Source organism: Streptomyces sp. NPDC031670 (genome assembly GCF_055580545.1).
This window is the reverse complement of record NZ_JBVILC010000003.1, coordinates 466,625-491,296: the sequence shown is the minus strand read 5'-3', so window position 1 is coordinate 491,296 and position 24,672 is coordinate 466,625. Positions and strand designations below refer to the sequence as shown.

20 protein-coding genes are annotated in these 24,672 nt (G+C 73.9%); 8 read left to right on the top strand and 12 right to left on the bottom strand.

Translation table 11 applies throughout. The features are described 5' to 3' along the window. Positions 1-14: 14 nt before the first annotated feature. Positions 15-1,157: an acyl-CoA dehydrogenase family protein gene (locus ACZ5ID_RS09295; protein WP_468894998.1), complete on the bottom strand. Its 1,143-nt coding sequence runs from the start codon at positions 1,155-1,157 to the stop codon at positions 15-17. Continuing rightward, entirely contained in the window at positions 1,154-2,308 is a 1,155-nt protein-coding gene (locus ACZ5ID_RS09290) for a CaiB/BaiF CoA transferase family protein (protein ID WP_468894996.1), read from the bottom strand. The genes ACZ5ID_RS09295 and ACZ5ID_RS09290 overlap by 4 nt, the downstream gene beginning before the upstream one ends. A gap of 211 nt (positions 2,309-2,519) precedes the next feature. Here ACZ5ID_RS09290 and ACZ5ID_RS09285 point away from each other — a divergent pair, with 211 nt between their 5' ends. Beyond that, complete coding sequence (locus tag ACZ5ID_RS09285; protein ID WP_468894994.1) at positions 2,520-3,743, top strand: saccharopine dehydrogenase family protein; 1,224 nt, start codon at positions 2,520-2,522, stop codon at positions 3,741-3,743. Here ACZ5ID_RS09285 and ACZ5ID_RS09280 read toward each other — a convergent pair. Next, positions 3,740-4,453, bottom strand: coding sequence for an endonuclease V (locus tag ACZ5ID_RS09280; RefSeq protein ID WP_468895093.1), 714 nt, complete (start codon positions 4,451-4,453; stop codon positions 3,740-3,742). The two genes, ACZ5ID_RS09285 and ACZ5ID_RS09280, sit on opposite strands and share 4 nt — an antisense overlap. A gap of 54 nt (positions 4,454-4,507) precedes the next feature. Between ACZ5ID_RS09280 and ACZ5ID_RS09275 the strand changes: the two genes are divergently transcribed. Continuing rightward, positions 4,508-4,807: a YciI family protein gene (locus ACZ5ID_RS09275; protein WP_468894992.1), complete on the top strand. Its 300-nt coding sequence runs from the start codon at positions 4,508-4,510 to the stop codon at positions 4,805-4,807. 2 nt (positions 4,808-4,809) lie between these two features. Here ACZ5ID_RS09275 and ACZ5ID_RS09270 read toward each other — a convergent pair whose 3' ends face one another. Beyond that, complete coding sequence (locus tag ACZ5ID_RS09270) at positions 4,810-5,904, bottom strand: WD40/YVTN/BNR-like repeat-containing protein (protein ID WP_468894991.1); 1,095 nt, start codon at positions 5,902-5,904, stop codon at positions 4,810-4,812. 245 nt (positions 5,905-6,149) lie between these two features. Between ACZ5ID_RS09270 and ssgD the strand changes: the two genes are divergently transcribed. The 3 genes from ssgD (at position 6,150) to ACZ5ID_RS09255 (ending at position 9,646) form a co-directional block, all read left to right on the top strand. After that, positions 6,150-6,566, top strand: coding sequence for a spore wall synthesis regulator SsgD (ssgD, locus tag ACZ5ID_RS09265; RefSeq protein WP_468894989.1), 417 nt, complete (start codon positions 6,150-6,152; stop codon positions 6,564-6,566). Positions 6,567-6,855: 289 nt separating this feature from the next. Beyond that, on the top strand, positions 6,856-8,496 hold the full coding sequence (locus tag ACZ5ID_RS09260; RefSeq protein WP_468894987.1) for an ABC-F family ATP-binding cassette domain-containing protein: 1,641 nt from the start codon (positions 6,856-6,858) through the stop codon (positions 8,494-8,496). Positions 8,497-8,671: 175 nt separating this feature from the next. Further along, entirely contained in the window at positions 8,672-9,646 is a 975-nt protein-coding gene (locus tag ACZ5ID_RS09255; protein ID WP_468894986.1) for an acyl-ACP desaturase, read from the top strand. Between the two features lie 3 nt (positions 9,647-9,649). Here the strand turns inward: ACZ5ID_RS09255 and ACZ5ID_RS09250 are convergent, their stop codons facing one another. Both ACZ5ID_RS09250 and ACZ5ID_RS09245 read right to left on the bottom strand, forming a co-directional pair. Beyond that, positions 9,650-11,260 (bottom strand): GMC family oxidoreductase, encoded by a 1,611-nt coding sequence (locus ACZ5ID_RS09250; protein ID WP_468894984.1) that lies wholly within the window; start codon positions 11,258-11,260, stop codon positions 9,650-9,652. Between the two features lie 220 nt (positions 11,261-11,480). After that, complete coding sequence (locus tag ACZ5ID_RS09245; RefSeq protein WP_406554872.1) at positions 11,481-11,747, bottom strand: WhiB family transcriptional regulator; 267 nt, start codon at positions 11,745-11,747, stop codon at positions 11,481-11,483. 226 nt (positions 11,748-11,973) lie between these two features. Between ACZ5ID_RS09245 and ACZ5ID_RS09240 the strand changes: the two genes are divergently transcribed. Both ACZ5ID_RS09240 and ACZ5ID_RS09235 read left to right on the top strand, forming a co-directional pair. Next, a complete protein-coding gene (locus tag ACZ5ID_RS09240) occupies positions 11,974-12,720 on the top strand; it encodes an IclR family transcriptional regulator (protein WP_468894981.1) in 747 nt (248 codons plus the stop codon). 158 nt (positions 12,721-12,878) lie between these two features. Next, a complete protein-coding gene (locus ACZ5ID_RS09235) occupies positions 12,879-14,531 on the top strand; it encodes a serine/threonine-protein kinase (RefSeq protein ID WP_468894979.1) in 1,653 nt (550 codons plus the stop codon). Between the two features lie 16 nt (positions 14,532-14,547). Here the strand turns inward: ACZ5ID_RS09235 and ligD are convergent, their stop codons facing one another. Further along, entirely contained in the window at positions 14,548-15,573 is a 1,026-nt protein-coding gene (ligD, locus tag ACZ5ID_RS09230) for a non-homologous end-joining DNA ligase (protein WP_468894977.1), read from the bottom strand. A gap of 65 nt (positions 15,574-15,638) precedes the next feature. On the opposite strand from ligD, the gene ACZ5ID_RS09225 reads away from it, so the two are divergent. Beyond that, positions 15,639-16,709, top strand: a complete 1,071-nt coding sequence (locus ACZ5ID_RS09225) for an ATP-dependent DNA ligase (RefSeq protein WP_468894975.1) — start codon at positions 15,639-15,641, stop codon at positions 16,707-16,709. 9 nt (positions 16,710-16,718) lie between these two features. Here ACZ5ID_RS09225 and ACZ5ID_RS09220 read toward each other — a convergent pair whose 3' ends face one another. From ACZ5ID_RS09220 to ACZ5ID_RS09200, 5 genes are read right to left on the bottom strand one after another with little or no spacing between them, the layout of a single operon-like run. Continuing rightward, on the bottom strand, positions 16,719-17,777 hold the full coding sequence (locus tag ACZ5ID_RS09220) for a class I SAM-dependent methyltransferase (RefSeq protein WP_468894973.1): 1,059 nt from the start codon (positions 17,775-17,777) through the stop codon (positions 16,719-16,721). Between the two features lie 28 nt (positions 17,778-17,805). After that, positions 17,806-18,990, bottom strand: coding sequence for a glycosyltransferase (locus tag ACZ5ID_RS09215; RefSeq protein WP_468894971.1), 1,185 nt, complete (start codon positions 18,988-18,990; stop codon positions 17,806-17,808). Continuing rightward, positions 18,987-19,865: an alpha/beta fold hydrolase gene (locus ACZ5ID_RS09210; RefSeq protein ID WP_468894969.1), complete on the bottom strand. Its 879-nt coding sequence runs from the start codon at positions 19,863-19,865 to the stop codon at positions 18,987-18,989. Before ACZ5ID_RS09210 ends, ACZ5ID_RS09215 begins: the two co-directional genes overlap by 4 nt. Beyond that, on the bottom strand, positions 19,859-20,212 hold the full coding sequence (locus ACZ5ID_RS09205; RefSeq protein WP_468894967.1) for an acyl carrier protein: 354 nt from the start codon (positions 20,210-20,212) through the stop codon (positions 19,859-19,861). The genes ACZ5ID_RS09210 and ACZ5ID_RS09205 overlap by 7 nt, the downstream gene beginning before the upstream one ends. Continuing rightward, on the bottom strand, positions 20,209-24,663 hold the full coding sequence (locus tag ACZ5ID_RS09200) for a beta-ketoacyl synthase N-terminal-like domain-containing protein (RefSeq protein WP_468894965.1): 4,455 nt from the start codon (positions 24,661-24,663) through the stop codon (positions 20,209-20,211). Before ACZ5ID_RS09200 ends, ACZ5ID_RS09205 begins: the two co-directional genes overlap by 4 nt. Positions 24,664-24,672 lie beyond the last annotated feature (9 nt).

Genomic DNA, 24,672 nt, shown 5'->3' with positions numbered 1-24,672 from the left:
AGCCTTTCAGAGGGTTAGCCGAGCAGGGAACGGCCGATGATCTCCTTCATGATCTCGGTCGTCCCGCCGTAGATGGTCTGGATGCGTCCGTCCGTGAAAGCCCTGGCGACGCGGTACTCGCTCATATAGCCGTAGCCGCCGTGCAGTTGCAGACAGCGGTCGGCGGTGCGCTTCTGGAGCTCGGTGGCCCACCACTTGGCCATCGAGGCGTGCACGGCGTCCAGCTCCCCGTTCGAGTGATCCTCGATGCAGCGGTCGAGGAAGGCGCGGGTGACGGCGCACTCGGTGGCCAGCTCCGCGATCTCGAAGCGGATGTGCTGCTTGGTGGCGAGCGGGCGCCCGAAGGCCTCGCGCTCCTTCACGTACTGGGTGGTGATCTCCAGCAGGTGTTCGGCGGCGGCGATTCCGGCGACGGCGATGGCCATGCGCTCCTGCGCCAGATTGGTCATCAGGTGGACGAAGGCGCCGTTGAGCTCCCCGAGGAGGTTGTCCTTGGGGACCCGTACGTCGTGGAAGAACAGCTCGGCCGTGTCCTGGGACTTCTGGCCGATCTTGTCGAGGTTGCGGCCCCGCTCGAAGCCCTCCATGCCCCGCTCCACCACGAGCAGGGACAGACCGTGGGCGCCGCCCTCGGGCGTCGTCCTGGCGACGACGATCACCAGGTCCGCGAGGATGCCGTTGGAGATGAACGTCTTGGAGCCGTTCAGCAGCCAGTACTCGCCCCTGTCCTCGGCGCGGGTGGCGATGCCCTGGAGGTCGGACCCGGCGCCCGGCTCGGTCATGGCGATCGCCGTGATCAGTGAGCCGTCGCAGAAGCCCGGCAGCCAGCGCCGCTTCTGCTCCTCGGTGGCCAGCCCGGTCAGATACGGCCCGATGATGTCGTTGTGCAGCCCGATCGCCAGGCCCGGGACGCCCGCGCGGGTGAACTCCTCGGAGAGGACGGCGCTGTAGCGGAAGTCGTCGGTGCCGCCGCCCCCGTACTCCTCGTCCACGGCGAGCCCGAGCAGGCCCTGGCGTCCGGCGGCCGACCAGGCCTCGCGCGCGACGATGCCGTCCTTCTCCCACTGCTCGTAGTGCGGCAGGACCTCCTTGGCGAGGAAGGCGCGGACGGTCTCGCGGAAGGCGTCGTGCTCGGCGGTGAAGATCTGCCGCTTCAACGGTCGTTCTCCTTGGTGGGCTTGGCGTCCCCGGCCCCGGCGAGCTCCGGCACACCCCAGTCGCGGGCGACTTCGGCGGTGTCGGCACCGGGCAGGGCGGGCGGACGGCGGACGGCGCCGGGGGTGGCCGAGAACCGGGGCGCGGGGGCCGGCTGGGTGAGGCCGCCGTGCTCGACGAAGGTGGCACGGGCGGCCAGATGCGGATGGGCGGGGGCCTCGCGCAGTGAGAGCACCGGCGCCACGCAGGCGTCCGACCCGGCGAAGACGGCCGTCCACTCCTCGCGGGTACGGGTGCGGAACCGCTCGGCGATGGCGGTGCGCAGCTCCTCCCAGCGGGCGAGGTCCTTGCGGGCCGGGGCGACGGCATCGAGCCCGAGCAGCTGGCTGAACTCCTCGTAGAACCGCTGCTCAAGGGCGCCGACCGCCATGTACTGGCCGTCGGCGGTCTCATAGGTGCCGTAGAACGGGCAGCCGCCGTCGAGGAGGTTGGCGCCGCGCCGGTCCTGCCAGCCGCCGGCCGCCAGCATGCCGTGGATCATGGTGGCGAGGTGGGCGGCGCCGTCCACGATCGCGGCGTCCACCACCTGCCCCTCGCCCGTGGCACGGGCGTGCTGGAGGGCGGCGAGGACACCGACGGCGAGATAGAGCGAGCCGCCCGCGTAGTCGCCCACCAGGTTGGCGGGGACGGTCGGCCCCTCGTCCGGTGCGCCGATCATGCCGAGGGTGCCGGTGACGGCGATGTACGCGATGTCATGCCCGGCGCGGGCGGCGAGCGGGCCGTCCTGGCCCCAGCCGGTCATCCGTCCGTAGACCAGCCGCGGATTGCGGGCCAGGCACGGCCCGGGCCCGACGCCGAGGCGCTCGGCGACACCGGGGCGGTAGCCCTCGACGAGGATGTCGGCCTTCTCCACCAGGTCCAGGACGCGCGCGGGGCCGTCCTGCGCCTTCAGGTCGATCAGTACGGAGCGCTTGTTGCGGTTGGTCAGGTCGTACGCCGGGTCGATGCCCAGGCCGGCCCCGCCGGGGCGGTCGACCCGCACCACGTCCGCGCCGAGGTCGGCCAGGAGCATGGCGGCGAAGGGGCCGGGTCCGATCCCCGCCAGCTCGACCACCCGCACCCCGGCGAGCGGGCCGTTCCCCGAACCTGTCATCGAGCCCCCAGCACTGTGACACAACTGATGTAACAGCAGTGATGCTAAGAACACGTTCCACTCCGCACAAGCCCCTTGCGCGAGCAAGCGCTTGGTTTTCGCCGAACGGACTTCTTCCCGTCCTTGATCACCCACGGCACCGCGTCTCACGCTAGCCTCAGCGACCGACATCGGCGCGGGAGCGCGGCCGGGCAGAGCGGAGGGCATCCCCTTGGAACGTGCGGAGCGGGCACAGCGGGCGGCGGGGCAGCGGGCACAGCGGGCGGCGAGGCCGTACGACATCGTGCTGTTCGGGGCCACCGGGTTCGTGGGTGCCCTCACGGCGAAGTACCTGGCCGCGCACGCGCCCGAGGGGTGCCGCTGGGCGCTGGCCGGGCGGTCGGCCGCCAAGCTGGAGGCGCTGCGCGGGGAGCTCGCCGCCATCGACCCGGCGTGCGCCTCGCTGCCGCTGATCACGGCCGACTCCGCCGACCCCGACTCGCTGCGCGCGCTGGCCGGGTCCGCGCGGGTGGTGGCCACCACGGTCGGCCCCTATGTCTGGTACGGCGAGGGCCTGGTCGCCGCGTGCGCCGAGGCGGGGACCGACTACCTCGACCTCACCGGCGAGCCGGAGTTCGTGGACACCATGTACGTACGCCATGACGCGCGGGCCCGGGAGACCGGCGCGCGGCTGGTGCACGCCTGCGGCTTCGACTCGGTGCCGTGCGACCTCGGCGTGTACTACACGGTCCAGCGGCTCCCCGAGGGCGTACCGCTGCGGGTGGACGGCTTCGTACGCTCCAACGCCATGTTCTCCGGCGGTACGTTCGCCTCCGCGCTCACCGCGATGGGCCGGGGCCCGCAGCAGTTCAAGGCGGCCCGGGAGCGGCGGCTGCACGAGCCGCGCCTGGTCGGACGGCGGGCCAGGGCTCCCCTCGGCACCCCGCACTTCAGCCGCGAGACCGGCGCCTGGGCGCTGCCGCTGCCGGTCCTGGACCCGGCGGTGGTGGCCCGCTCGGCCGCGGCGAGCGAGCGCTACGGCCCCGACTTCCGCTACCGCCACTTCGCGGCGGTGCGGCGGCTGCCGATGGCGCTGGGCGCGGTGGCCGGGGCGGGCGCGGCGCTCGGCGTGGCCCAAGTGCCCGCCGCGCGGCGGTTGCTGATCAGCCGTTACGAGCCGGGCAGCGGCCCCGGCCAGGAGCGCCGCGACCGCAGCTGGTTCTCCCTGCGCTTCGTCGGGGAGGGCGGCGGACGCCGGGTGTTCACCGAGGTCTCCGGCGGCGACCCGGGGTACGACGAGACGGCCAAGATCCTCGCCGAGGGGTCCCTGAGCCTCGCTTTCGACGAACTCCCGGATCGCGCCGGGCAGTTGACCACGGTCACCGCGATGGGTGACGCCCTGCTGGCCCGGGTCCAGAAGGCGGGCATCCGCTTCCGGGTGGCGGACGCCCGCTAGCCGGCCGGCTCCGGTGCGGGCCCGAGCGCCGTGCGCAGTGCCTCGCGGCACAGGGCGTCCGCGCGCCGGGTCGACTCCGGCAGCCGGTAGCGCGGGGTGAGCCGCAGGGTGTGGGCGCAGGCGTTGTCCAGGCTCACGCGGTGGCCGACGGAGACGAACACCGGCTTGACACCGTCCCGGGTGCGCAGCGCCCGGCCCACCTCCTCGCCGTCCGCGTCCACCAGCGCCGTGGCGTCCCCGCGCCGGGCGCCGGGCTCCTGGTGGGCGAAGGCGAACGGGTTCTTGGCGACGCCGATCACCGGCAGCCCGGTGAGCACGCCGAGATGCGAGGCGAGGCCGAAGCGGCGCGGGTGGGCGAGTCCGTACCCGTCGCAGACCACCAGGCCCGGGTCGGCGCTCAGCGCGCCGAGGGCGGCCAGGACGGTGGGGATCTCCCGGAAGGCCAGCAGCCCCGGCACGTACGGGAAGGCGACCCGGCCGACGGCGGTGGACTCCTCGACGACCTCCAGGGTGGCCGCGTCCAGGACGACGGCAGCCGCCGCGACGACGTCCCGCTCGTCGTCGTACGCCACGTCCACACCCGTGACCGGACCGGTGCCGGGCGGCGGGCCGGGTTCGTCGAGCACGACCCGGCCGCGCAGTTCGTCCTGCACGGCCAGCGCCCCGGCCTCGTCGGCGGGCCAGCCCCGGGGGATCTCTGTGAGCGTCACCATGCCCTCACCCTAGGGTCTCGCGGGGAAGGCGCCACGAGTAGCCTGCCGATCATGTTCATACTGGACCTGACCTACACCGCTCCCCTCGCCCGCGTCGACGAGCTGCTGGACGCGCATGTCGCCTGGCTGAACGGGCATTACGAGGCGGGCGTGTTCATCGCCTCCGGCCGCAAGGAGCCCCGCGAGGGCGGGATCATCCTGGCCGTCGGGGACGACCGCGCGGCGATCGAGGAGCTCACGGCGACCGACCCCTTCAGCGTCAACGGTGTGTGCGCGTACCGGATCACCGAGTTCTTCGCGACCAAGGTGGCGCCCGGACTCGACTCCTTCCGGGAGGAGTTGCCGGCATAGCTTCAGCGGGCCCCGCGTACGAGCCGGGCCACCCGGCCCTTCTCGCCCGCCGCCCAGCAGCCGAGGTCGGGCGCGCAGTCCACGGTGTCGTACGAGCCGGTGTCGACGGTCCGCCAGGTGCGGCCCCCGTCGGCGGTCGCGTCGGTGCCGGTGGGCCCCACCGCGAGCGCGGCCGACCGGCTGTGCGGCAGCCAGGCGACGCCGGAACGGTAGGCGGCGACCGGGGCCGCCGCCGGGGACCAGGTGTGGCCGCCGTTGCCGGTGACCTCGGAGGCCCGGGGCGAGAGCTGTCCGGCCCGGTAGTCGCCGCCGACGGCGATCCCGTGCGTACGGTCGCGGAAGGCGAGCCCGAAGACCCCGCGCGCCGGGTCGCCGGCCGGGATCGTCGAGTCGGCCGCCGTCCAGGTCAGGCCGCGGTCGGCGGAGTGCAGGACGCGGGCGGTGGTGGCGCCGCCGGTGGCGAGCCAGACATCGCGCGGGCCGGAGCTGACCAGGCACTGGCCGCTCGCCGCGAACGAGGCCTCGCCCGGCAGCGCCTCCGGCATGCCGGTGGACGGCAGCACCTGCCAGGAACGGCCGCCGTCGGCCGTGGACAGGGCGCGGTACCTGCCGTCGACCGGGTCGCCGACCGCCAGGCCGTGGCGGTGGTCGAAGAAGGTGAGGCAGTCGTAGAAGGCCCGCGGGTCGGGGTTGCGGAACGACTCCTTCCAGGTGGCGCCGCCGTCCTCGGTCCGGTAGATCCGGGACGCGTCGCCCTCTCCGATGGCGAGCACCACGGCCCGCCGCCCGTCGAAGGCCTCCACATCCCGGAACTCCAGTCCGGCCGCGCCCTCGGGCGACACATCGCGCCATGTGCGCCCGCCGTCGGAGGTGCGCAGGACCGTGCCCTTGGACCCGGCCACCCACGCCGTGTTCCGGCTGACCGCCGAGAGCCCCCGGAACCGGGCGTCCGTACCGGTCCCGGTGAGCTGCCAGGCCGGTGCCGGGCCGCTCTCGTGGTGGCCGTGCGCCTCGGCGGGCGTGGTCAGTGCGGTCGCCAGCGCCAGCGCGCCCAGCCCCACCGACAGCATGCGTCTCGTCTTCCCCATGGGCTTCATGGCGCTGGAAGCTAGCCGACGCCGGGAGGGCCGTCCAGAGGGCGAAATTCGACCGTATCGCCATCAACCCGGAGCCGTTAAGCACCGCGTGGGGAGCGAGCGGTGACGCAGCGGAAAGTGACGCACACGTAGCGATCAGGTGACACAGCTCACCCTCGCCCCGGGTGCACGCACCCGTGTTTTCTGCCGTCTTCCTGAGCAGCAGGAAGAGAAGTACCCGGTCGTGAGGTTAGGGGAACAGGGCCTTGTCCACTGTCATCGAGCAAGCCGTCGAGGCCCGCCTGATCGCTTCCGACCCGCGGGTCCAGACCGTTCCCGCGACGCTGAGCTACGACCGCGACGATCCATTCGCCGTGCGGATGGTCTTCCCCGCGCCCGCCACCCTCGAAGGGGTCGAGGTCTGCTGGGCGTTCTCGCGCGAACTCCTGGAGACGGGGGTGGAGACCTCCGCGGGCATGGGCGACGTGCGGGTCCGGCCGTACGGGTTCGACCGCACGGTGGTGGAGTTCCACGCCCCCGAGGGCACCGCGATGGTGCACATCCGCACCTCCGAGCTGCGCCGCTTCCTCAAGCGCACCCAGCTGATGGTGCCCGCGGGCCACGAGCACCACTACCTCGACCTCGACGGCGACCTCACCGCCCTGCTGCGCGACGCCTGCTGACCGCGTCCGCCGGGGCGCGGCGAAGGCCCGCGTTTAATCGTTTGCGACGGGCCTGCGCCCCGTCGTACCGTATTCTCGGCCCTGTTGTCGTCGATCGGAGTAGGACGTTGCTCGTCTGAGGCACCTGAGACACCGTTTCGCGCACTCCCTTCCGTGTCGCGCGCGCGGTGTGACCTGCCTCCGAGCCGTCCTCCACGACCAGGGCCCTTCTTCTTTTCCTTCGCTGCCCTGACACCGGTGTCTCAGTTCCCGTTGCCCCGCCCCTCTTCCGCGCAACAGGGAGACACCCATGTCTGCTTACTCCGCGTCCTCGACGCACATCAGCTGCTTCGACCTCTCGTTCGCCTGGCCCGACGGCACCTCCGTGTTCGACGGCCTCCAGCTCGCCGTCGGCCACGGCCGCACCGGACTGATCGGCCTCAACGGCTCCGGGAAGTCCACCCTGCTGCGGCTGCTCGCCGGTGATCTCACGCCGACCGGCGGCCGGATCGTCACCACGGGCGACATCGGCTATCTGCCGCAGAACCTGACGATGGTTACCGGGATGCGGGTCGACGAGGCCCTCGGCATCGACCGGGTACGGGCCGCGCTCCACGCCATCGAGGCGGGTGACACCGCCGAGGAGCACTTCACGGCGGTCGGCGACGACTGGGACGTGGAGGAGCGGGCGCGAGCCGTCCTCGGACAGCTCGGCCTCGACGGCGTCGGGCTCGACCGGACCATCGGCGAGCTCTCCGGCGGCGAGTCGGTGCTGCTGCGCCTCGCCGCGCTGCTGCTGCGCCGCCCCGAGGTCCTGCTGCTCGACGAGCCCACCAACAACCTCGACCGGCGGGCCCGCCGACGGCTCTACGACGCGGTCGCCGCCTGGCCCGGCGTACTGGTCGTGGTGAGCCACGACCGCGAACTCCTCGACCTGGTCGACCAGATCGCGGATCTGCGCGAGGGCGAGGTCTCCTGGTACGGCGGCAACTTCTCGGCGTACGAGGAGGCGCTGGCGGTGGAACAGGAGGCGGCCGAGCGGATGGTGCGCACGGCCGAGGCCGATGTCCAGCGCCAGAAACGCGAACTGAGCGACGCGCACGTCAAGTTGGCGCGGCGGCAGCGCTTCGCCCAGAAGAGCTATGAGAACAAGAGGGTGCCGAAGATCATCGCCAATGGCCGCAGGAGCGAGGCCCAGGTGTCGGCGGGCAAGCACCGCATCCTCCAGACCGAGCGCCTCACCCAGGCCCAGGGCCGGCTGAACGAGGCCGTCGAGGCGGTCCGGGACGACGAGGAGATCCGCGTCGAGCTCCCGTACACCAAGGTCCACCCGGGCCGGGGCGTGCTGAGCCTGCGTGATCTGCGACTGCCTTACACGGAAGGGGCCTTGGGCAGCCTGGACATCCACGGCCCGGAGCGGATCGCGCTCGTCGGACGCAACGGGGCCGGCAAGACGACCCTGCTGCGCACCCTGGCCGGGCAACTCGCCCCGGCGGCCGGGGAGGCGGTGGCGCAGGTGCCGCTGCGGTTCCTGCCGCAGCGTCTGGATGTGCTGGACGACGGGCTGAGCGTGGTGGAGAACGTGGCGCGGTACGCGCCCGGCGCCACCGCCAACGCGATCCGGGCACGCCTCGCCCGCTTCCTGTTCAAGGGCGCCCGCGCCGACCGCCCGGCCGGGACCCTCTCGGGGGGCGAGCGCTTCCGGGCCTCGCTCGCCGCGCTGCTGCTCGCCGAGCCCGCGCCGCAGCTGCTGATGCTGGACGAGCCGACGAACAACCTGGACATGGCGAGCGTACGGCGGCTCACCGAGGCGCTGGCCGCCTTCGAGGGGGCGCTGATCGTGGCCGGCCACGACGTGCCGTTCCTGGAGTCGATCGGGATCACCCGATGGCTGGTGCTCGACGGTGAGCTGCGCGACACCACGGCGGAGGAGGTGCGCGAGGGGCTGTGAGGATGTCCGACTTGTCTCTCTCTGAACCGCTGTGACCAGCATAAGTCACGGAGAGTAGCGGTATGGGTGGAGGACGGGACTTGGCTGCGGCCTTATCGCGCGCGTAACCTACGGTCTCGTAACCTACGTAGGCGTAGGTACCCGTCCCCCCTCCCCGTCCCCCTGGAGCACCCTCGTGACGATCACCTCTCCCCACCTCGGCAATTCGGACGTGTGGACCGACGCCCGGCTGCTGTACGCGTTGGAAGAGGTCGTCGAGAAGGAGCTCAACCGCCACCTGAAGGTGGCCAAGGACTGGATGCCGCACGACTACGTGCCGTGGTCGGACGCGCGCAACTTCCCCGGCCTCTTCGAGGACGGCGAGGCCTGGGAGCCGCAGCAGTCCAAGGTCACCGACATCGGCCGGATCGCGCTGGTGGTGAACCTCCTCACCGAGGACAACCTGCCCAGCTACCACCACGAGATCGCCAGCCTCTTCGGCCGGGACGGCGCCTGGGGCACCTGGGTGCACCGCTGGACCGCCGAGGAGGGCCGGCACGGCATCGTGATGCGCGACTACCTGCTCGCCTCGCGCGCCGTGGACCCGGACCAGCTGGAGCGGTTCCGTATGGCGCACATGGCGGAGGGCTTCGAGTCCGACAACCGCCACTCGATGCTGCACTCGGTGGCGTACGTGGCCTTCCAGGAGCTGGCCACCCGCATCTCCCACCGCAACACCGGCCACCAGTCGGGCGACCCGGTCTGCGACCGCATGCTGGCGCGGATCGCGACCGACGAGAACCTGCACATGGTCTTCTACCGCAATCTGCTGGGCGCGGCCTTCGAGCTCGCCCCCGACCTCACCATGTGTGCGGTACGCGACGTGGTCGTGGGCTTCCGGATGCCCGGCCACAACATGCCCGGCTTCGAGCGGGCCGCCGCGCAGATGGCGATAGGCGAGATCTACAACCTGCGCATCCACCACGACGACGTGCTCCAGCCCGTGCTGCGCTTCCTGAAGGTCCTGGACATCGACGGGCTCGGCCCGGAGGGCCTGAAGGCGCAGGAGGAGCTCGGCCTCTACATGGGCGGTCTGGACGCGGAGGCGAGCAAGTTCGACGAGAAGCTCGCCGCGCGCAAGGCCCGGATGGTGGCCCGCGGCAAGGCCTGACGGCTACCGCGCGTCCTGGCGGATCAGCTCCGCCGCCTTCTCGGCGAGGGCGACCGTCGGGGCGTGCGTGTGGCCGCGGGTGATGCCCGGCATGACGGAGGCGTCGGCCACCCGCAGCCCCTCGGTGCCGCGCACCCGCAGCCGGGGGTCGGTGACCGAGCCCTCGTCGGCGCCCATCCGGCAGGTGCCCACCGGGTGGTACAGCGACTCGGCGGACGCGCGCACCGCCGCGGCCAGCGTCTCGTCGTCGACCACGCCCGGGTAGGGCGCCAGCGGCCCCGAGGTGTGCTCGGCCAGGGCCGGGGTGGCCAGTAACTGCTCCGCCCGGCGCACCCCCACCAGCAGCCGGCGCAGATCGTCCTCGGCGGTCAGATAGCCGGGGTCGATCCGCGGCGGGGCGGTGGCGGCCGGGCCGTTCAGCTCGACACGCCCCTCTCCGTCGGGCTGGAGCAGGACCACCCCGACGGTGAGGCCGTGCTCGGTGGGCGGGGTCAGCCCGTGGCCGACGAACGGCACCGGGGCGAAGACCAGCTCGATGTCGGGCGCCACCAGGCCGGGCCGGGTGCGCACGAACGCGACCGCCTCCGCCAGGTTGGAGGTCAGCGGGCCCCGGCCGCGCAGCAGGAAGCGCCCGAGGTTGGGGAGCGTGTCCGCGCCGGTGAGGGTGACGGGCCGGGGGCAGCGCACGGTCACCGCGTACGCGAGATGGTCCTTCAGATGGCGGCCGACGTCCCGGGAGGCCACCCTGACCTCCACCCCGGCCTCCCGCAGGCGCTCCGGGTCACCGATTCCCGAGAGCATCAGCAGCTGCGGCGAGCCGATGGCGCCCGCGCTGAGGATCACCTCGCGGCGGGTGGTGAGGGCGCCCGGGGAGCCCTGGGTGAGGACTCCGGTGACCCTGCTGCCCTCGAACTCCAGCCCCCGCACCCGGGTACGGGTGAACACGTCCAGGTTGGAGCGGTGCGCGGCCGGCCGGAGATAGCCGTCGGCGGCGCTCCACCGGCGCCCCCGGTGCTGGTTGACCGGGGTCGTCGCATATCCGGAGTGGTCCGGTCCGTTGAGCTCCCTGAGCCCCGTGAGGCCGCGGTCGTGGCAGGCGGCGAGGAAGGCGAGGGTGAGCGGGGCGGGGTCGCGCAGCGGCGAGATCCACAGCGGTCCCCGGGTGCCGTAGACGCAGTCCTGGGGCGCCGGGCCGGTCCAGCGCTCGGCCCGGCGGAAGTACCGCACGAACGCGTCGTAGCCCCACTCGGGCCCGGCCGCCTCGCCCCAGGCGTCGTAGTCGGCGCGGTGGCCGCGGACCCACATCATGGCGTTGATGGACGAGGAGCCGCCGAGGGTGTGGCCGCGCGGCCAGTACAGCTCGCGCCCGCCCAGCGCCTTCTGCTCGACGGTGGTGAAGTCCCAGTCGTACGCCGTCTTGAAGAGCTTGGGGAAGGCGGCCGGGACACGGATGTGCGGATGGCGGTCGGGCGGCCCGGACTCGACGAGCGCGACCCGGACGCCGGGATCCTCGGAGAGCCGCGCCGCGAGCACACAGCCCGCCGAACCCGCTCCCACCACGATGTAGTCGTATGTGCGCGCCCCCCTGCCCGCTCTCCTCACCACGCCCCCCATGCCGTGACGTCGCTCCTGGACCCGCACAGCATGACCCGCCGGGGCGGGACGTGCCAGGGCTTGTGGGGCACCTTGCACCGGAACCGTCCGGATCCGGTGGGCGGCCCCGGGGGGGCGGGAGCGGGGGGTGCGGACGCGCGGCCCACCCCCGAAAAGGGCACGCGCGTCCGCCGGAGGAACCCGGCCGTTCCTGAGCCGGCCGGGTTCGTGGCTCTACCCCTCAGGCCCGGCCGCGCCGCAGCCCGCGGCTGCGCTGGAGCTGGAGTCTCTCCTGCTCGGAGAGGCCGCCCCAGACGCCGAACCGCTCGTCGTTCGCGAGCGCGTACTCCAGGCAGGCCTGGCGTCCCTCGCAGCCGCCGCAGAGCTGCTTGGCCTCGCGCGTCGAGCTGCCGGGGGCGGGGAAGAAGAACTCGGGCCCCGCCTGGGCGCACAACGCGGTCTCCTGCCAGGCGAGTTCCGGCCCGGCGATGGTGGTGTTGATCGACATGCCTCCATGCTGGCCGGGCCGGATCAACGTCCGGTCAATGATCGTTGAACGCCTTCCGCCGCCCGCGTCAAGCGATCTTCGCGCGCCGCCCGCTCTTTGGCCGGTTCCAGCCTGTCGATCACGGGACGGGAGTGGTTCCGGCCGCCTTCGCCGTTGCCCTGAGCGACCAGAACACCCGGCCGTAGTGTGGAGCCCTTCGTCGATCACGACCCGTCAGGGAGCCGATATGACCGAGGCCACCACGGTGCGCACACCGACCGGCGCGCAGGCCGTGCAGCGCGCCCTGGAGGTGCTGCACTCCTTCCACGACAACGGCCCCGACCTCAGCGCGTCCGATCTCTCCCGGCGCCTGGGGTTACCCGTCTCCACCGCCCACCGGCTGGCCCGCACCCTCGTCGGGGCGGGCTTCCTGGAGCAGGACGTGCGCACCGCGCGCTACCGGCTCGGCCCCGCCATGACCGAGCTCGGCCGCCTCTCGTACCACCAGCGCGGACTCCATCTGGCCGCCCCCGAGCTCGCCGACCTGGGCGCGCGGACCGGCGCCGTCGCCGACCTCGCGCTGCGCAGCGGACCGCACGCGGTGATCGTGGCGGGCGGCCCGGTCCCCCCGATGGCGGGGCTGCGCCGCCCGCTGCGCTCCACGGCGCCGGGCCGGGTGCTGCTCGCCTGGCCCGGGCCGGACGAACCGTCGGACCTGGACGGGGAGTTGGCGGACGTACGGGCCGACGGCTTCGCGCGCGAGGAGAGCGAGGCGGTCCCCGGCGCGTACGGCACGGCGTACGGGACGCGCACTCTGGCCGTGCCGGTCCTCGACCGCGCCGGCCACGCCCGCTTCGCCCTGTCGCTGCGGGCCGCGCCGGTGGTGATGACGGACGAGCGGGCCGTCTGGTTCCTGGCGCAGGCGCGCGCGTGCGCCCAGGCGCTGGAGATACTCCTGCTGCCCCCGGCCGAGCGCCGGCCGCCCCTGGCCTAGCGGCGGCGGTCCGGTTCGGCGCGACAACGCCCGGCAGGCGGCTCAGCATGGAAAGGGGCGGGATCCTCGACCGCACGACGGCGGAAGTGAGGAACCATGACGACGCACACCCCCTCCGCACGGTGCCCCCGCCCGCTCGGTCACGCCTCGGGAGCGCCATGAGTGCCGATGCCGAGCGGCTGCTGGCCGGCCGGTACCTCCTCGTCGAACAGCTCGGCCACGGCGGGATGGGCACCGTGTGGCGGGCGCAGGATCAGGTGCTCAGCCGTGAGGTGGCGGTGAAGGAGCTGACGGTCAGCGGCCTCCCGCGCGAGGAACTCGCGGTGCTGCACGCCCGGATGGAGCAGGAGGCACGGGCCGCGGCGCGGGTCAAACACCCGGGCGTCGTCACCGTATTCGATGTGCTGGAGGAGGACGGCCGGCCGTGGATCGTGATGGAGCTGATCGACGGCCAGTCGCTCGCCGACGTCATCGCCACCGAGGGGACGCTGCTGCCACGGGACGCGGCCCGGCTCGGCGCACAGTTGCTGTCGGCGCTGGACCGGGCGCATCAGCTCGGGGTTCTGCACCGGGACGTCAAACCGGCCAACGTGCTGCTGGAGCGCGGTGGCCGGGTGGTGCTCGGCGATTTCGGCATCGCCGTCATGGGGGGTTCCAGCGGTCTGACCCGCACCGGCGACGTCGTCGGTTCGCCGGACTACCTCGCCCCGGAGCGTGCCATGGGCCACCGGCCGGGCCCGGAGTCCGATCTGTGGTCGCTCGGTGTGACGCTGTACGCCGCGGTGGAGGGCCAGTCACCGTTCCGCCGCACCACGACGATGAGCACCTTGCAGGCGGTGGTCGCCGAGGAGCTTCCGGAGCCCCGGCACGCGGGCCCGCTCGCCCCGGTCATAGAAGCGCTGCTGCGCAAGGACCCGAACGAGCGGGTCACCGCCGAGCAGGCCCGGCGGATGCTGGACGAGGTGGCGGCCGGGCTGCCGGTGAGCGCGCCCGGGGCGGCGGAGCATCCGCCCACGCAGGTGGCGCCCCCGACGGACACCGGCAGCGGCAGCGGCAGCGAGGAGCGCTTCGTCCCGGACGCGACGCGGACGCCACCGCACACCCCGCTTCCGCCGCCCTACGCGCCGGGCGGCGGGGCCGGGTCCGGTCGGGCGCCGTACGACGACCATCGGGTGGCCACCCCGCCGACCGCACGGGTGGCCTCGGCCGACCACGACGACCATCCGGGCGGCGCGGGCGACGGCGGACGGAGACGGCACAGGTCGCTGCTGATAGCCGGGGCAGCACTGGCCGCGGTACTGGCGGGCGGCGGCGCAGCCGCGGTGATGACCCTGAGCTCCCGGGACACCCCGCAGCCGGCCGCTCCCGCCGTCTCGCAGAGCGTTGTCACCCGGACGGCCACACCGGCCTCTCCCAGCCGGGCCGGAGAGGTCCCGGCACCGGCACAGTCCAGCGCCGCACCGACATCGGTCCCACCGACCACGCCGACCACCGCGGCCACCACGAACGCCACGACCGCCGCGACCGCACCCGCCCAGCAGGTCGTCGAGGACTACTTCGCCGCCATCAACGCCAAGGACTACGCGCGCGCGTGGGAGCTCGGGGGGAAGAACCTGGGCGGCACCTACGACTCCTACGTCAAGGGCCTGGCCACCACCGTCTCCGATACGGTCACCGTCGACTCGGTCTCCGGGGACACCGTGACCGTGCGGCTCGACGCGCTGCAGGCGGACGGCACGCACAAGCTCTTCGCCGGGACGTACACCGTCGGCAACGGCGCCATCGTCACGGCCGACGTCGACACGCAGTGACGCGCCACAACACGCCCTAGGACTCCTTCTTTCTGGCCCGGCTCGGCTGCACCCGCAGGGGCTCCCCGGGCATCTTGGGATAGTCCGGCGGATACGGCATGTCGCCCAGCCGGTGGTCCCGCTCGTCCCGGGCGGCGAGTTCGAGGAGCGGCTCCAGGCCGAAGGCGTGGTCCTCCATGTCCGCGTGGACGTCCCCCACCTCGGCGTACCGCTCGGGCATGGTCCTCAGGTCGAAGTCCTCGGGCCGGATGTCGTCCAGCTCCTCCCAGCGCAGCGGCGCGGAGACCGGGGCGTGCGGCTTGGGGCGGACCGAGTAGGCGGAGGCGATGGTGCGGTCGCGGGCCGTCTGGTTGTAGTCGACGAAGATCCGCTCGCCGCGCTCCTCCTTCCACCACGCGGTGGTGACCTTCCCCGCCATGCGCCGCTCCAGCTCCCGCCCGACGGCGATGGCGCAGCGGCGCACCTCGGTGAAGGTCCAGCGGGGCTCGATGGGGACGAAGACGTGGATGCCCCGCCCGCCGGAGGTCTTGGGCCACCCCCGGATGCCGGACTCCTCCAGCAGGGCGCGCAGTTCGTGGGCGACCGGGACCGCGTCGTCGAACCCGGTGCCGGGCTGGGGGTCGAGGTCGATGCGGAGTTCGTCCGGGTGGTCGGTGGCCTCGCGCCGCACCGGCCACGGGTGGAAGGTGAGGCAGCCCAGGTTGGCGGCCCACAGCACGGCGGCGGCCTCGGTCGGACAGATCTCGTCGGCGTGGCGGCCACTGGGGAAGGAGATCCGGGCGGTCGGGATCCACTCGGGCAGGTTCTTGGGGGCCCGCTTCTGGAAGAAGGACTCGCCGTCCACCCCGTCCGGATAGCGCTCCAGTGTGGTGGGGCGGTCGCGCAGGGCGCGGGTGATCCCGTCGGCGACGGTCAGGTAGTACCTGGCCACGTCCAGCTTGGTGTAGCCGCGCTCCGGGAAGTACACCTTGTCCGGGTTGGACAGGCGGACGGACCGTCCGGCCACGTCCAGTTCCACGGCCTCACCCTTGCTCGTGCCCATGCAGGCCACGGTAGGCGCGAGCCGCAAATGGCGCATATCGGCACAGTCCGGCGAGAATCAACGGTATGGATCTGCCGGTGATGCCACCCCTGAAGCCGATGCTCGCCAAGTCGGTCGCCAGGATTCCGCCCGGGATGCAGTACGAGGCGAAGTGGGACGGCTTCCGTGCGATCGTGCACCGCGACGGCGACGAGATCGTCATCGGCAGCCGCAACGGCAAGCCGCTCACCCGCTACTTCCCCGAGCTCGCCCGGGCCCTCAAGGAGCGGCTGCCCGGGCGCTGTGTGGTGGACGGGGAGATCGTCATCGTCCACGGGGGCCGCCTCGACTTCGACCGGCTCACCGAGCGCATCCACCCGGCCGCCTCCCGGGTGAACCTGCTGGCCGAGCAGACCCCGGCCAGCTTCGTCGCCTTCGACCTGCTGGCGCTGGGGGACGACTCGCTGCTCGACACCCCGCTGAGCGAGCGCCGGGCCGCCCTGACCGGGGCTCTGAAGGGCGTCGGGCCGCCGGTGCACCTGGCGCCCGCCACCACGGACGTCGAGCGGGCCCAGGAGTGGTTCGAGCGGTACGAGGGCGCCGGGCTCGACGGGGTGGTGGCCAAGCCGCTCGACCTGCGCTACCGCCCGGACGCCCGGCTGATGTACAAGATCAAGCACGAGCGCACGGCCGACGCGGTGGTGGCGGGCTACCGCTTCCACAAGAGCGGCCCCGTCGTCGGTTCGCTGCTGCTGGGCCTCTACGACGGCGCCGGCGCCCTCCAGCACGTGGGTGTCTGCGCGGCCTTCCCGATGAAACGCAGGGCCGATCTGATCGAGGAGCTGGCGCCGCTCCTGATGGACGACCCGGTGGGCGGCGGGCACCCGTGGGCCGCGTGGCTGGACGAGGCCGCCCACGCGGGCGCCCGGCTGCCGGGCGCGCAGAGCCGCTGGACCGGCAAGAAGGACCTGTCGTGGGTGGCGCTGCGGCCGGAGCGGGTGTGCGAGGTGGCCTACGACCACATGGAGGGCGACCGCTTCCGCCACACCGCCCAGTTCCGCCGCTGGCGCCCGGACCGGTCCCCCGACAGCTGTACGTACACCCAGCTGGAGGAACCGGTCTCCTACGACCTGGCGCAGGTGCTGTCGGGCGGGTGACCGGTCCGCTCAGCCGTCCCGGCGGGCGATGACCCGGTACGCGTTGGAGAACCGGGTGCGCCGCGCCAGCGGGTTGAGCAGCTGGTCCAGGGCGTACACCGCGATCAGCACCGGTACGGCCGCCCACACCAGGGTGAACCGCGCGGCCCGTGCGGCGCGGCCGGGTCTGCGGGGCCGCCAGGGCGCGTCGTCGCGCGGCAGGAGCCGGTCGAACAGGAACCAGGTGGCGCACGCCAGGTCGGCGGGGATGTGGGCGTCGCGCCGCTCGGCCACCTCGACGGTGAAGCCCAGCTCGCTCAGCCGTCGGCAGAGGTTGCCCATGGGGACCATGTTGAGGTGCTGGGGCTGGAACCAGGGCAGCCAGCGCCGGCCCAGCAGGCGTCCCGACAGCGACTCGGGGTCGGGCACCTCGATCAGCAGCCGTCCGCCGGGCGCCAACGCCGTGTGCGCGGCCGCGAGTTCCCGGTGCGGGTCGGGGGTGTGCTCCAGGTAGTGGAACATGCTGACCGTGTCGTAACGGCCAGCCATCTCCGCGGCGAGCTCCACGAACAGCCCTCGGTAGGCCTCCTTGACGCGGCCCTCCTTGGCCGCGAGTTCGACGCCCTCGCCCATGTCCAGGCCGTCGAACTCGGTGTCGGGCAGGACCTCCTTGGCGGTGGCGCAGAAGTGGCCGAGCGAGGTGCCGACGTCCAGCCAGCGGCGGGGCAGGGCGACCCGCCGCAGCGCGCGGGCGCTGCGGCGGAACCGCTTCTTGCTGCCGTTGCCCTCGAACATCTTGGCCGTGGTCTCCGCGCCGAGGCCGTCGTAGAAGTCCCGGTAGTAGAAGTCCAGGCCCTCCGGGCTCAGGCGCGGGTTCTGGAAGACGTGCCCGCAGCTCCGGCACTCCTCGAGGACGAAGTGGCCGGGCTTGCCCTGGATGAGGTCCGTGGTGCGGAACTTGCGGCGCAGGTCGCGGCCGAGGCACCACGGGCAGTCGGGGCGCGGCGGGAGGTAGAAGCGGGCCGTGCCACGGGCCAGTTCCTCCTGGTACGACGGGCGGAGGCCGGCGATCCGTTCGCTGTCGGGCATGTGCGTCCCTCTCTACGGGGTGGGGGCTCTATCGGGGCTGTTCCGCGGCGGCGAGCTTCTCCAGGCACGTGGCGGCGGCCGACTCGCCCCCGGCGGCGCGGAAGGCGTCCCGGATCCGCCGGGCCGCGTTGCGGTGGCCCGGCCCGGTCACCACCGCGTCCAGGGCCGCGCCGATCTGCTCGCGCCCGGCCCGCGCGAACTTCACCCGCACCCCGGCCCCGGCGCCCACCACCTGGGCCGCCACGACCGGCTGGTCGTCCCGGATCGGGGCGACCACCAGCGGTACCCCGTGCCAGAGCGCCTCGGTGACGGTGTTGTGGCCCGCGTGGCAGACCACCGCCGCCATCCGCTCCAGCAGGGCGACCTGCGGCAGCTCCGCGGCGACCAGGAGGCCGGGTTCCGGCGGCACCGGCCCGAGCAGCCCGCCGGGGTCGCAGACCACCGCCCGCAGCCGCCCGGCGCGGGCGCGCACCGCCGCGACGCTCTCGGCGAGGAAGCGCCCGCCCGCGTCGGTGTTCGCCGTACCCAGGGTGATCAGCACGGCCGGTGTCCCGGGCGCCAGGTCCAGCCACGGCCAGGGGAAGTCCCCGGTGGCCGAGCGCCGGGCGGCCAGCGCCGGGCCCACGAAGCGCAGATCGGTGTCGGGAGTGGTGTACGGGCCGGTCAGCTCGGGGGTGGTGAAGGCGAGGGTGAGGAGCGGGGAGAAGCGCGGATCGTGGGTGGCGCCCGGGTCTCCGATGCGCTGCCGCAGCTCGTGGAGGAGCCCGGTGAGCCAGCTGTGCACGCCCGGCATCCCCGCCATGCTGTCGGTGAGCTCGGCGGAGGTGGTCGAGGAGGTCGCGAAGGGCACCCCGAGCCGCTCGGCCACCAGGGCGCCCGCCACGGTCTGCTGGTCCGCGACCACCACGTCCGGCCGGAAGTCGGTGACCGCCGCCGCCACCCCGGGCGCCATCGCCTCGGCGAGCGGCCCGAGGAACCGTGCCCAGAGGAACTTCAGGGCCGCGACCCCGCGCAGTTCGGGCGGCCGTCCGCCGATCCCGTCGGGGCCCGCGCACGCGTACACCAGGGGCCGCTCCCCCACCAGCCGCCCCACGACCTCCGGGCGGCCCGCCCAGGCCACCTCGTGGCCCCGGGCGCCGAGTTCGGCGGCGACGGCCGCGGCCGGGTTGACGTGGCCCGTCAGCGGCGGCACCACGAACAGGAAGCGGCTCACCGGGCCGGCCCCGGTCCGCCCGGCCCCGGGGCCGCCGCGGTGGGCTCGGGCAGGGCCGCCGTATGGTCGCGGATCCAGCTCAGGGCCAGCTCACCGACCGCGTCGGACGCCTCGACCAGGACCGAGTGCTTCTGCCCGGGCACCACCGCGACGCGGCAGCACGGCAGCAGCGACCGCAGCCGGGCGGCCTCGGCGGCCACCAGCCCCTCCTGGCCGTTGATCAGCAGTACCGGGCAGCGCACCCGGCCCAACTGCTCGTCGGTGAGGACCCGCCCGCCGGGGATGTCCTCGGCGATGGTGGTGGAGCGCACCAGGCGCCCGGCGGCCTGGCCGAGCCGGCGGATGTGGGCGTCGTGGCGGGCGTCGCCGGTCCGGGTCGAGGAGAGCGTGCCGTACTGCTCGGTGAACCACAGCAGCGCGTCGTCCTCCGGCATTCCCACGGCGTGCCGCAGCGCGGCCGTCATGGTGTCCGACCAGGTGCGGCTGGCGGGCCCGGACTCGATCACGGTGACGGTGGCGACGCGCTCGGGCCGGTGCACGACGTAGTCGAGCGCGACGGTGCCGCCGAAGGAGTTGCCGACGAGATGGACCGGGCCGTCGATCCCCAGCTCGTCGAGGAGGGCGTCGAGGTCGGCGGTGAAGTGCTCCAGGGTGTAGCCGGAGGGCGGGCGTTCGCTGCGGCCGTGCCCGCGCAGGTCGTACATGACGGCCTCGTACCCGGCGGCGGCGAAGACCGGTCCGAGGGTGAAGTAGTAGCTGGCGAGGCTGTCGATGAAGGCGCCGTGGATGAACACGGTCGTCCCCCGGGGCCGGCGGCTCCTGGGGGTGAGCCGCTGGACGTGCAGGCCGAGCCCGTTGGCGTGGATCATCACCATCGGGCGGCTCCCGGTCCGGGTGCCCGGCCGAGGCAGTCCACCACATGGGTGACGAGCCGGCCGACGGTGAGCGCGATGATCTCGTCGATCTCCAGACCGGCGACGAACTCGGCGAAGTTGACCCGCTCCCCGTACCGCTCCTCCAGATGTCCGGAGAGCATGACGAGGTCGATGCTCTCCAGCTCCAGGTCGTCGCCGAAGAGGGTGTCGGGGCGGATGTCGGCGGGGTCGAGGGCGTAGTCCCCGAGCACCGTGACGATCGCGCGGGCGATCTCGGCCAGGACGGTCTCCTCGTCGGGGGGCGGGGCGAGCGGGGCGGGGGCGGGCGGCCGTTCGCTGGTGGTCACGGGGCACTCTCCTCGGTGGGCGGCGCGGATTCGGTCCAGGCCACGACATGGGTGTCGGTGACGAGGGCGCAGGGGACGTGGTGGCGGCGGCCGTCGACGGTGACGGTGAGGGCGTCGGCGGTCGCGCCGGTCACCTCGAAGGCGTGCGGCCGGCCGCCCAGCCCGGTCCCCGCCGCCTTGGCGACGGCCTCCTTGGCCGTCCAGAAACGGGTGAACCAGCGGGCCTCGGGCTCTCCGCTCGTCGCCACGAGCCGCCCCAGCAGGGCGAGTTCACGCGGGCCGAGGGCGACGCGATACGTCTCGGGGGTGCGGTCGGTGATCTCCTCGACGTCGATGCCGACGCCGCTGGGATACGGGCCGGGCCCCGCGGGGCGTACCAGCGCGACCGCCAGATCGCCCCGGTGGGCGAGGGACAGCTCCAGCGGCGGGAGGGTACGGCCGTGTTTTCCCACCGCGCGCGGCCGTCCCGACGCCTCGTTCACGATCTCGATCTCGGCCGGGAACACCGCGCCCTCGCCGCGCTCCCACAGCCACCGCCGTACCGCGTCCTTGGCGGCGATCCGGCCGAGCAGCCACTGCCGCCGGCCGCGCGGCGGCTTCGCCTCGTACGCCTCCCGCTCGGCCCGGCCCAGCTGCATCCGCATCAGCAGGTCGCGGGAGGCCAGGTCCGGCCACTGGTCCCGCAGCAGGCACCAGCCGCCGGGCCGGGCCTCGGCGAGGGCCAGGTGCTCGGGGTATCCGCCGGACCTGCGGGCGTCGAGTCCGGAGAAGCGGCGGTCGCGCCAGCCGGTGAGCTCCGCCCACACCGTGCCGTCGGGCAGGGTCAGCCGGGCGTCGGCGAGGAGGGTGTCCTCGGTGAGCGAGGTGATCACCGCATGGCAGTCGACGGGCGTGCCGAGGGGCGGGTGCGGACCGAAGAAGCGGGCCCGCGCCAGGGCCACCGGGAAGATCACGGTCCGGGAGGCGTGGGTCGACATCAGCCAGTAGCCGAGGAGTTGGCCCACGTTGTCGAGGAGCGCGCCCGGCGCGGGCGGCGTGGTGATGGTGCCCCGGACATGGCGGGGCCCGATCCCCTTCAGCGCGGTGACGCCCTGGAAGGCGGGCCCGTGGAACATCCACCGGTCCTGGTACAGCTCGGCTGCCGCGTGGTCCGGCGGGCGCTCGTCGGCGGTGTCCAGCGGCGGGGCGGGCGCCGGGGCGGGGTGGGCGGGGGCGAGTTCGACGGTCGCGTGGGCGTACGGGCCGAAGGCGACGGCCCATCGGCCGGGGCCCTGCGGCCGGGCGGTGACCGTGACGTCCACGGCCGGGATGGCGTTGACCCACTTCTCCAGCCGGACGTCGTGCACGGCGACGGCCCGCTGCCCGGGCGCGGCCCGCTCGGCGGCGGCCATCAGGTGGTGCAGGACGGTGGTGGCCGGGACGACCGGGTGCCGGTCCGCGGGTTCGGGCCAGCCCGGCCGCTGCGGGAAGAAGCAGTGGTCGAGGAGGTAGGGCATGGCGTCGGTCGAGACGCGCAGCTGGGTGCGGTGCTCGGCGGGCGGCGCGGCGCCCGGAACTCCGGCCGCCGCCGGTGTGCCCGCCGCCGCCAGCACGGCGGTGACGCTGTCCGCGGTCTCCCGCAGCAGCGCGTCCAGCTCGGCGGCGACGGGGTGGCGGCGGATGACCGCCTCCCCCAACCCGTGTGCCGGTCGCCGGCGTTCGCCGTCGGCTTCCGTACGAGGGCGCAGCTCGGCGCGCAACTCCTCCAGGCGGCGGGGGTCCAGCGGGACCAGCGCGGCGGTGAGGTCGAGGGGGATCGGGGCGGGGGCGGGGCGCGGCCTGTCCGGCGAGGTGGCGCCGTGCGGTCCGTCGGTCCGGCGGGGCCGCAGCGCGTACCCCTCCGCCCACAGCCCCGTCTCCACCCGCAGCAGTTGCGCCAGTCCGCCGCGCCGGGGCGAGTTGGCGGAGAGGGCGAGGTGGTCGCGGGTCTTGAGGGTGTCGTCGATCAGGGAGGTGAGCCGGCCGGTACCGGCCTGCACGAAGGCGCGGAAGCCCGCCGCGTACAGCGCCTCGACGAGCGGCCGGAACCGCACCGGCTCCAGGAGGTGGCGGACGAACAGGGCGCGGACCGCGTCGGGGTCGGCCGGGAACGGGGCCGCCGTGGTGCCGGACCAGACCGGGACCCGCTGCGGAAGGATCTCCGCCGCGTCCACGCCCCGCTTCATGGGGCCGAGGTAGGGGGCGAGCATCGGGGTGTGGAAGCCGGAGCGGAAGGGGAGCACCTGGCAGAGCACGCGTTCGGCCCGGAGCTTGGCGGCGAACTCCTCGACGGGCCGCTCGGGTCCGCACACCATCGACTGGCTGGGCGAGTTGTCGTGCGAGAGGACCAGCTCGGGCCAGTCGGCGAGCGCCCGGTCCACCACGGCCGCCGGTGCGCCGACCGCCGCGAACGCCAGGCCCGGCACCCGTAGCGAGTCGGGGTCGAAGGAGGCGAAGAATTCGTCGGCCTTGTCGGCGGCGAACATCCCGCCCGCGATCATCGCGGTCCACTCCCCCACGCTGTGCCCGGCCACCCCGTCGGGCTGGACGCCGAGCGCGCGCAGGGCCTCGTCGAGGACCCGGCCGACGCGCAGCACGCCGAGGCCGTGCCGGGCTACGTCGGTCGCCCCGGTGTACGTACGGCCGGGCAGCCGCAGCCCGTAGTGCTCGGCCACCTCGTCCACCCGGGGGGCGAACTCGGCCTCCAGGCCGGGGAAGACGAACGCCACCTTGCCGCCGCCCGCCTCCCCGAGCAGGGGGCGCGGGGCGAACCACACGTCGCCGCGACCCCGCCAAGGGCGGCCCTGGGCCACCGCGCGGCGGGCGAGGGCGAGCCGTTTCGCGGTCGGGTCGACGATGCCGAGGCGGGTGGCGGCGGGTGTGTCCGGCGCGTACGGGATGGCCGCGCTCCGCGCGAGTACGGCCGTGTCGTCCGCGTCCAGCAGGCGTGCCAGGTCCTGCGGAGTGCCGGCGGTCAGGCGCAGCACCCGTTCCGGTTCGCGCACGGCCGCGCGGCGGGGGGCGGGCACGGCGCCGGGCGCCTGTTCCAGCACCACATGGGCGTTGATGCCGCCGAACCCGAAGGCGTTGACGGCGGCCCGGCGCAGCGGACCCTCCCAGGGGCGGGCGGCGGACGCGGGGCGGAACCGGGTACGGGCGAGGGCCGGGTGCGGGTCCTCGCAGTGCAGGGTCGGCAGCAGGGTCGCGTGGTGCACGGCGAGGGCCGCCTTCACCAGCCCGGCGACACCCGCCGCGGGCATGCAGTGGCCGATCATCGACTTCACCGAACCGATGACGGGGGCGGCCGGGCCGTCCGGGCCGGCCCCGAACACCTCTGCCAAGGTGGCGAGTTCCGCCGCGTCGCCCGCCGGGGTGCCGGTGCCGTGGGCCTCCAGGAGGCCGAGGGAGTCCGGGTCGCGCGGGTCGAGACCCGCCGCCCGCCAGGCCTGGCGGACCGCGCGGGCCTGGCCGCCCGGGTCGGGGTTCATCAGCCCCGCGGCGCGGCCGTCGCCGGCCACTCCGGTGCCGCGGATGACGGCGTAGACGCGGTCGCCGTCGCGTTCGGCGTCCGCGAGGCGTTTGAGGGCGACCACGCCCGTGCCCTCACCGATGAGGATGCCGTCGGCCGCCGCGTGGAAGGGGCGGCTGCGCTGGCTCGGCGAGAGGGCGCGCAACTGGGTGAAGACGCTCCACAAGGTGATGTCGTGGCAGTGGTGGACCCCGCCCGCCAGCATCAGGTCGCAACGGCCCGAGGCCAGTTCGCCCACCGCCTGGTCGACCGCGATCAGCGAGGACGCGCAGGCGGCGTCCACGGTGTACGCCGGTCCCCGCAGATCCAGGCGGTTGGCGATACGGGAGGCCGCCAGGTTGGGGACGAGCCCGATCGCGGACTCCGGGTGCTCGGGTCCCAGCGTCTCGGTGAAGGCGGCCCGCACCCGGTCGAGCTGGCCGGGGCCGAGGTGCGGCAGGAGCTCGCCCAGGGTGCGCGTCAACTGGTGGGCGGTGCGCACTCGTTGGTCGAGGCGGACCAGTCCCGGATTGAGGTAGCCGCCCCGGCCGAGGACCACGCCGACCCGGCCGCGGTCGGGCAGCCGCTCCTCGCCGCCCGCGTCCGCCAGCGCGCGGGCCGCGACCGTCAACGCGATGAGCTGGTCGGGTTCGGTGCCCGCCACCGAGCTCGGCATGATGCCGAAACGGGCGGCGTCGACCCCGGCGAGGCTGTCCACGAAGCCGCCGCGCCGGCAGTAGATCCGGTCGGCGGCTCCGCCCGGGTCGCCGGGCCGGTAGTACACCGGGTCCCAGCGCCCCTCGGGCACCTCCCGTACGGCGTCGACGCCGTCGACGAGGTTGCGCCAGTACGCGTCCAGGTCCTCGGCGCCCGGCAGCAGGACGGCCATACCGACGATGGCCACCGGGACTTGACGTCCCGTCATCTCGTCAGC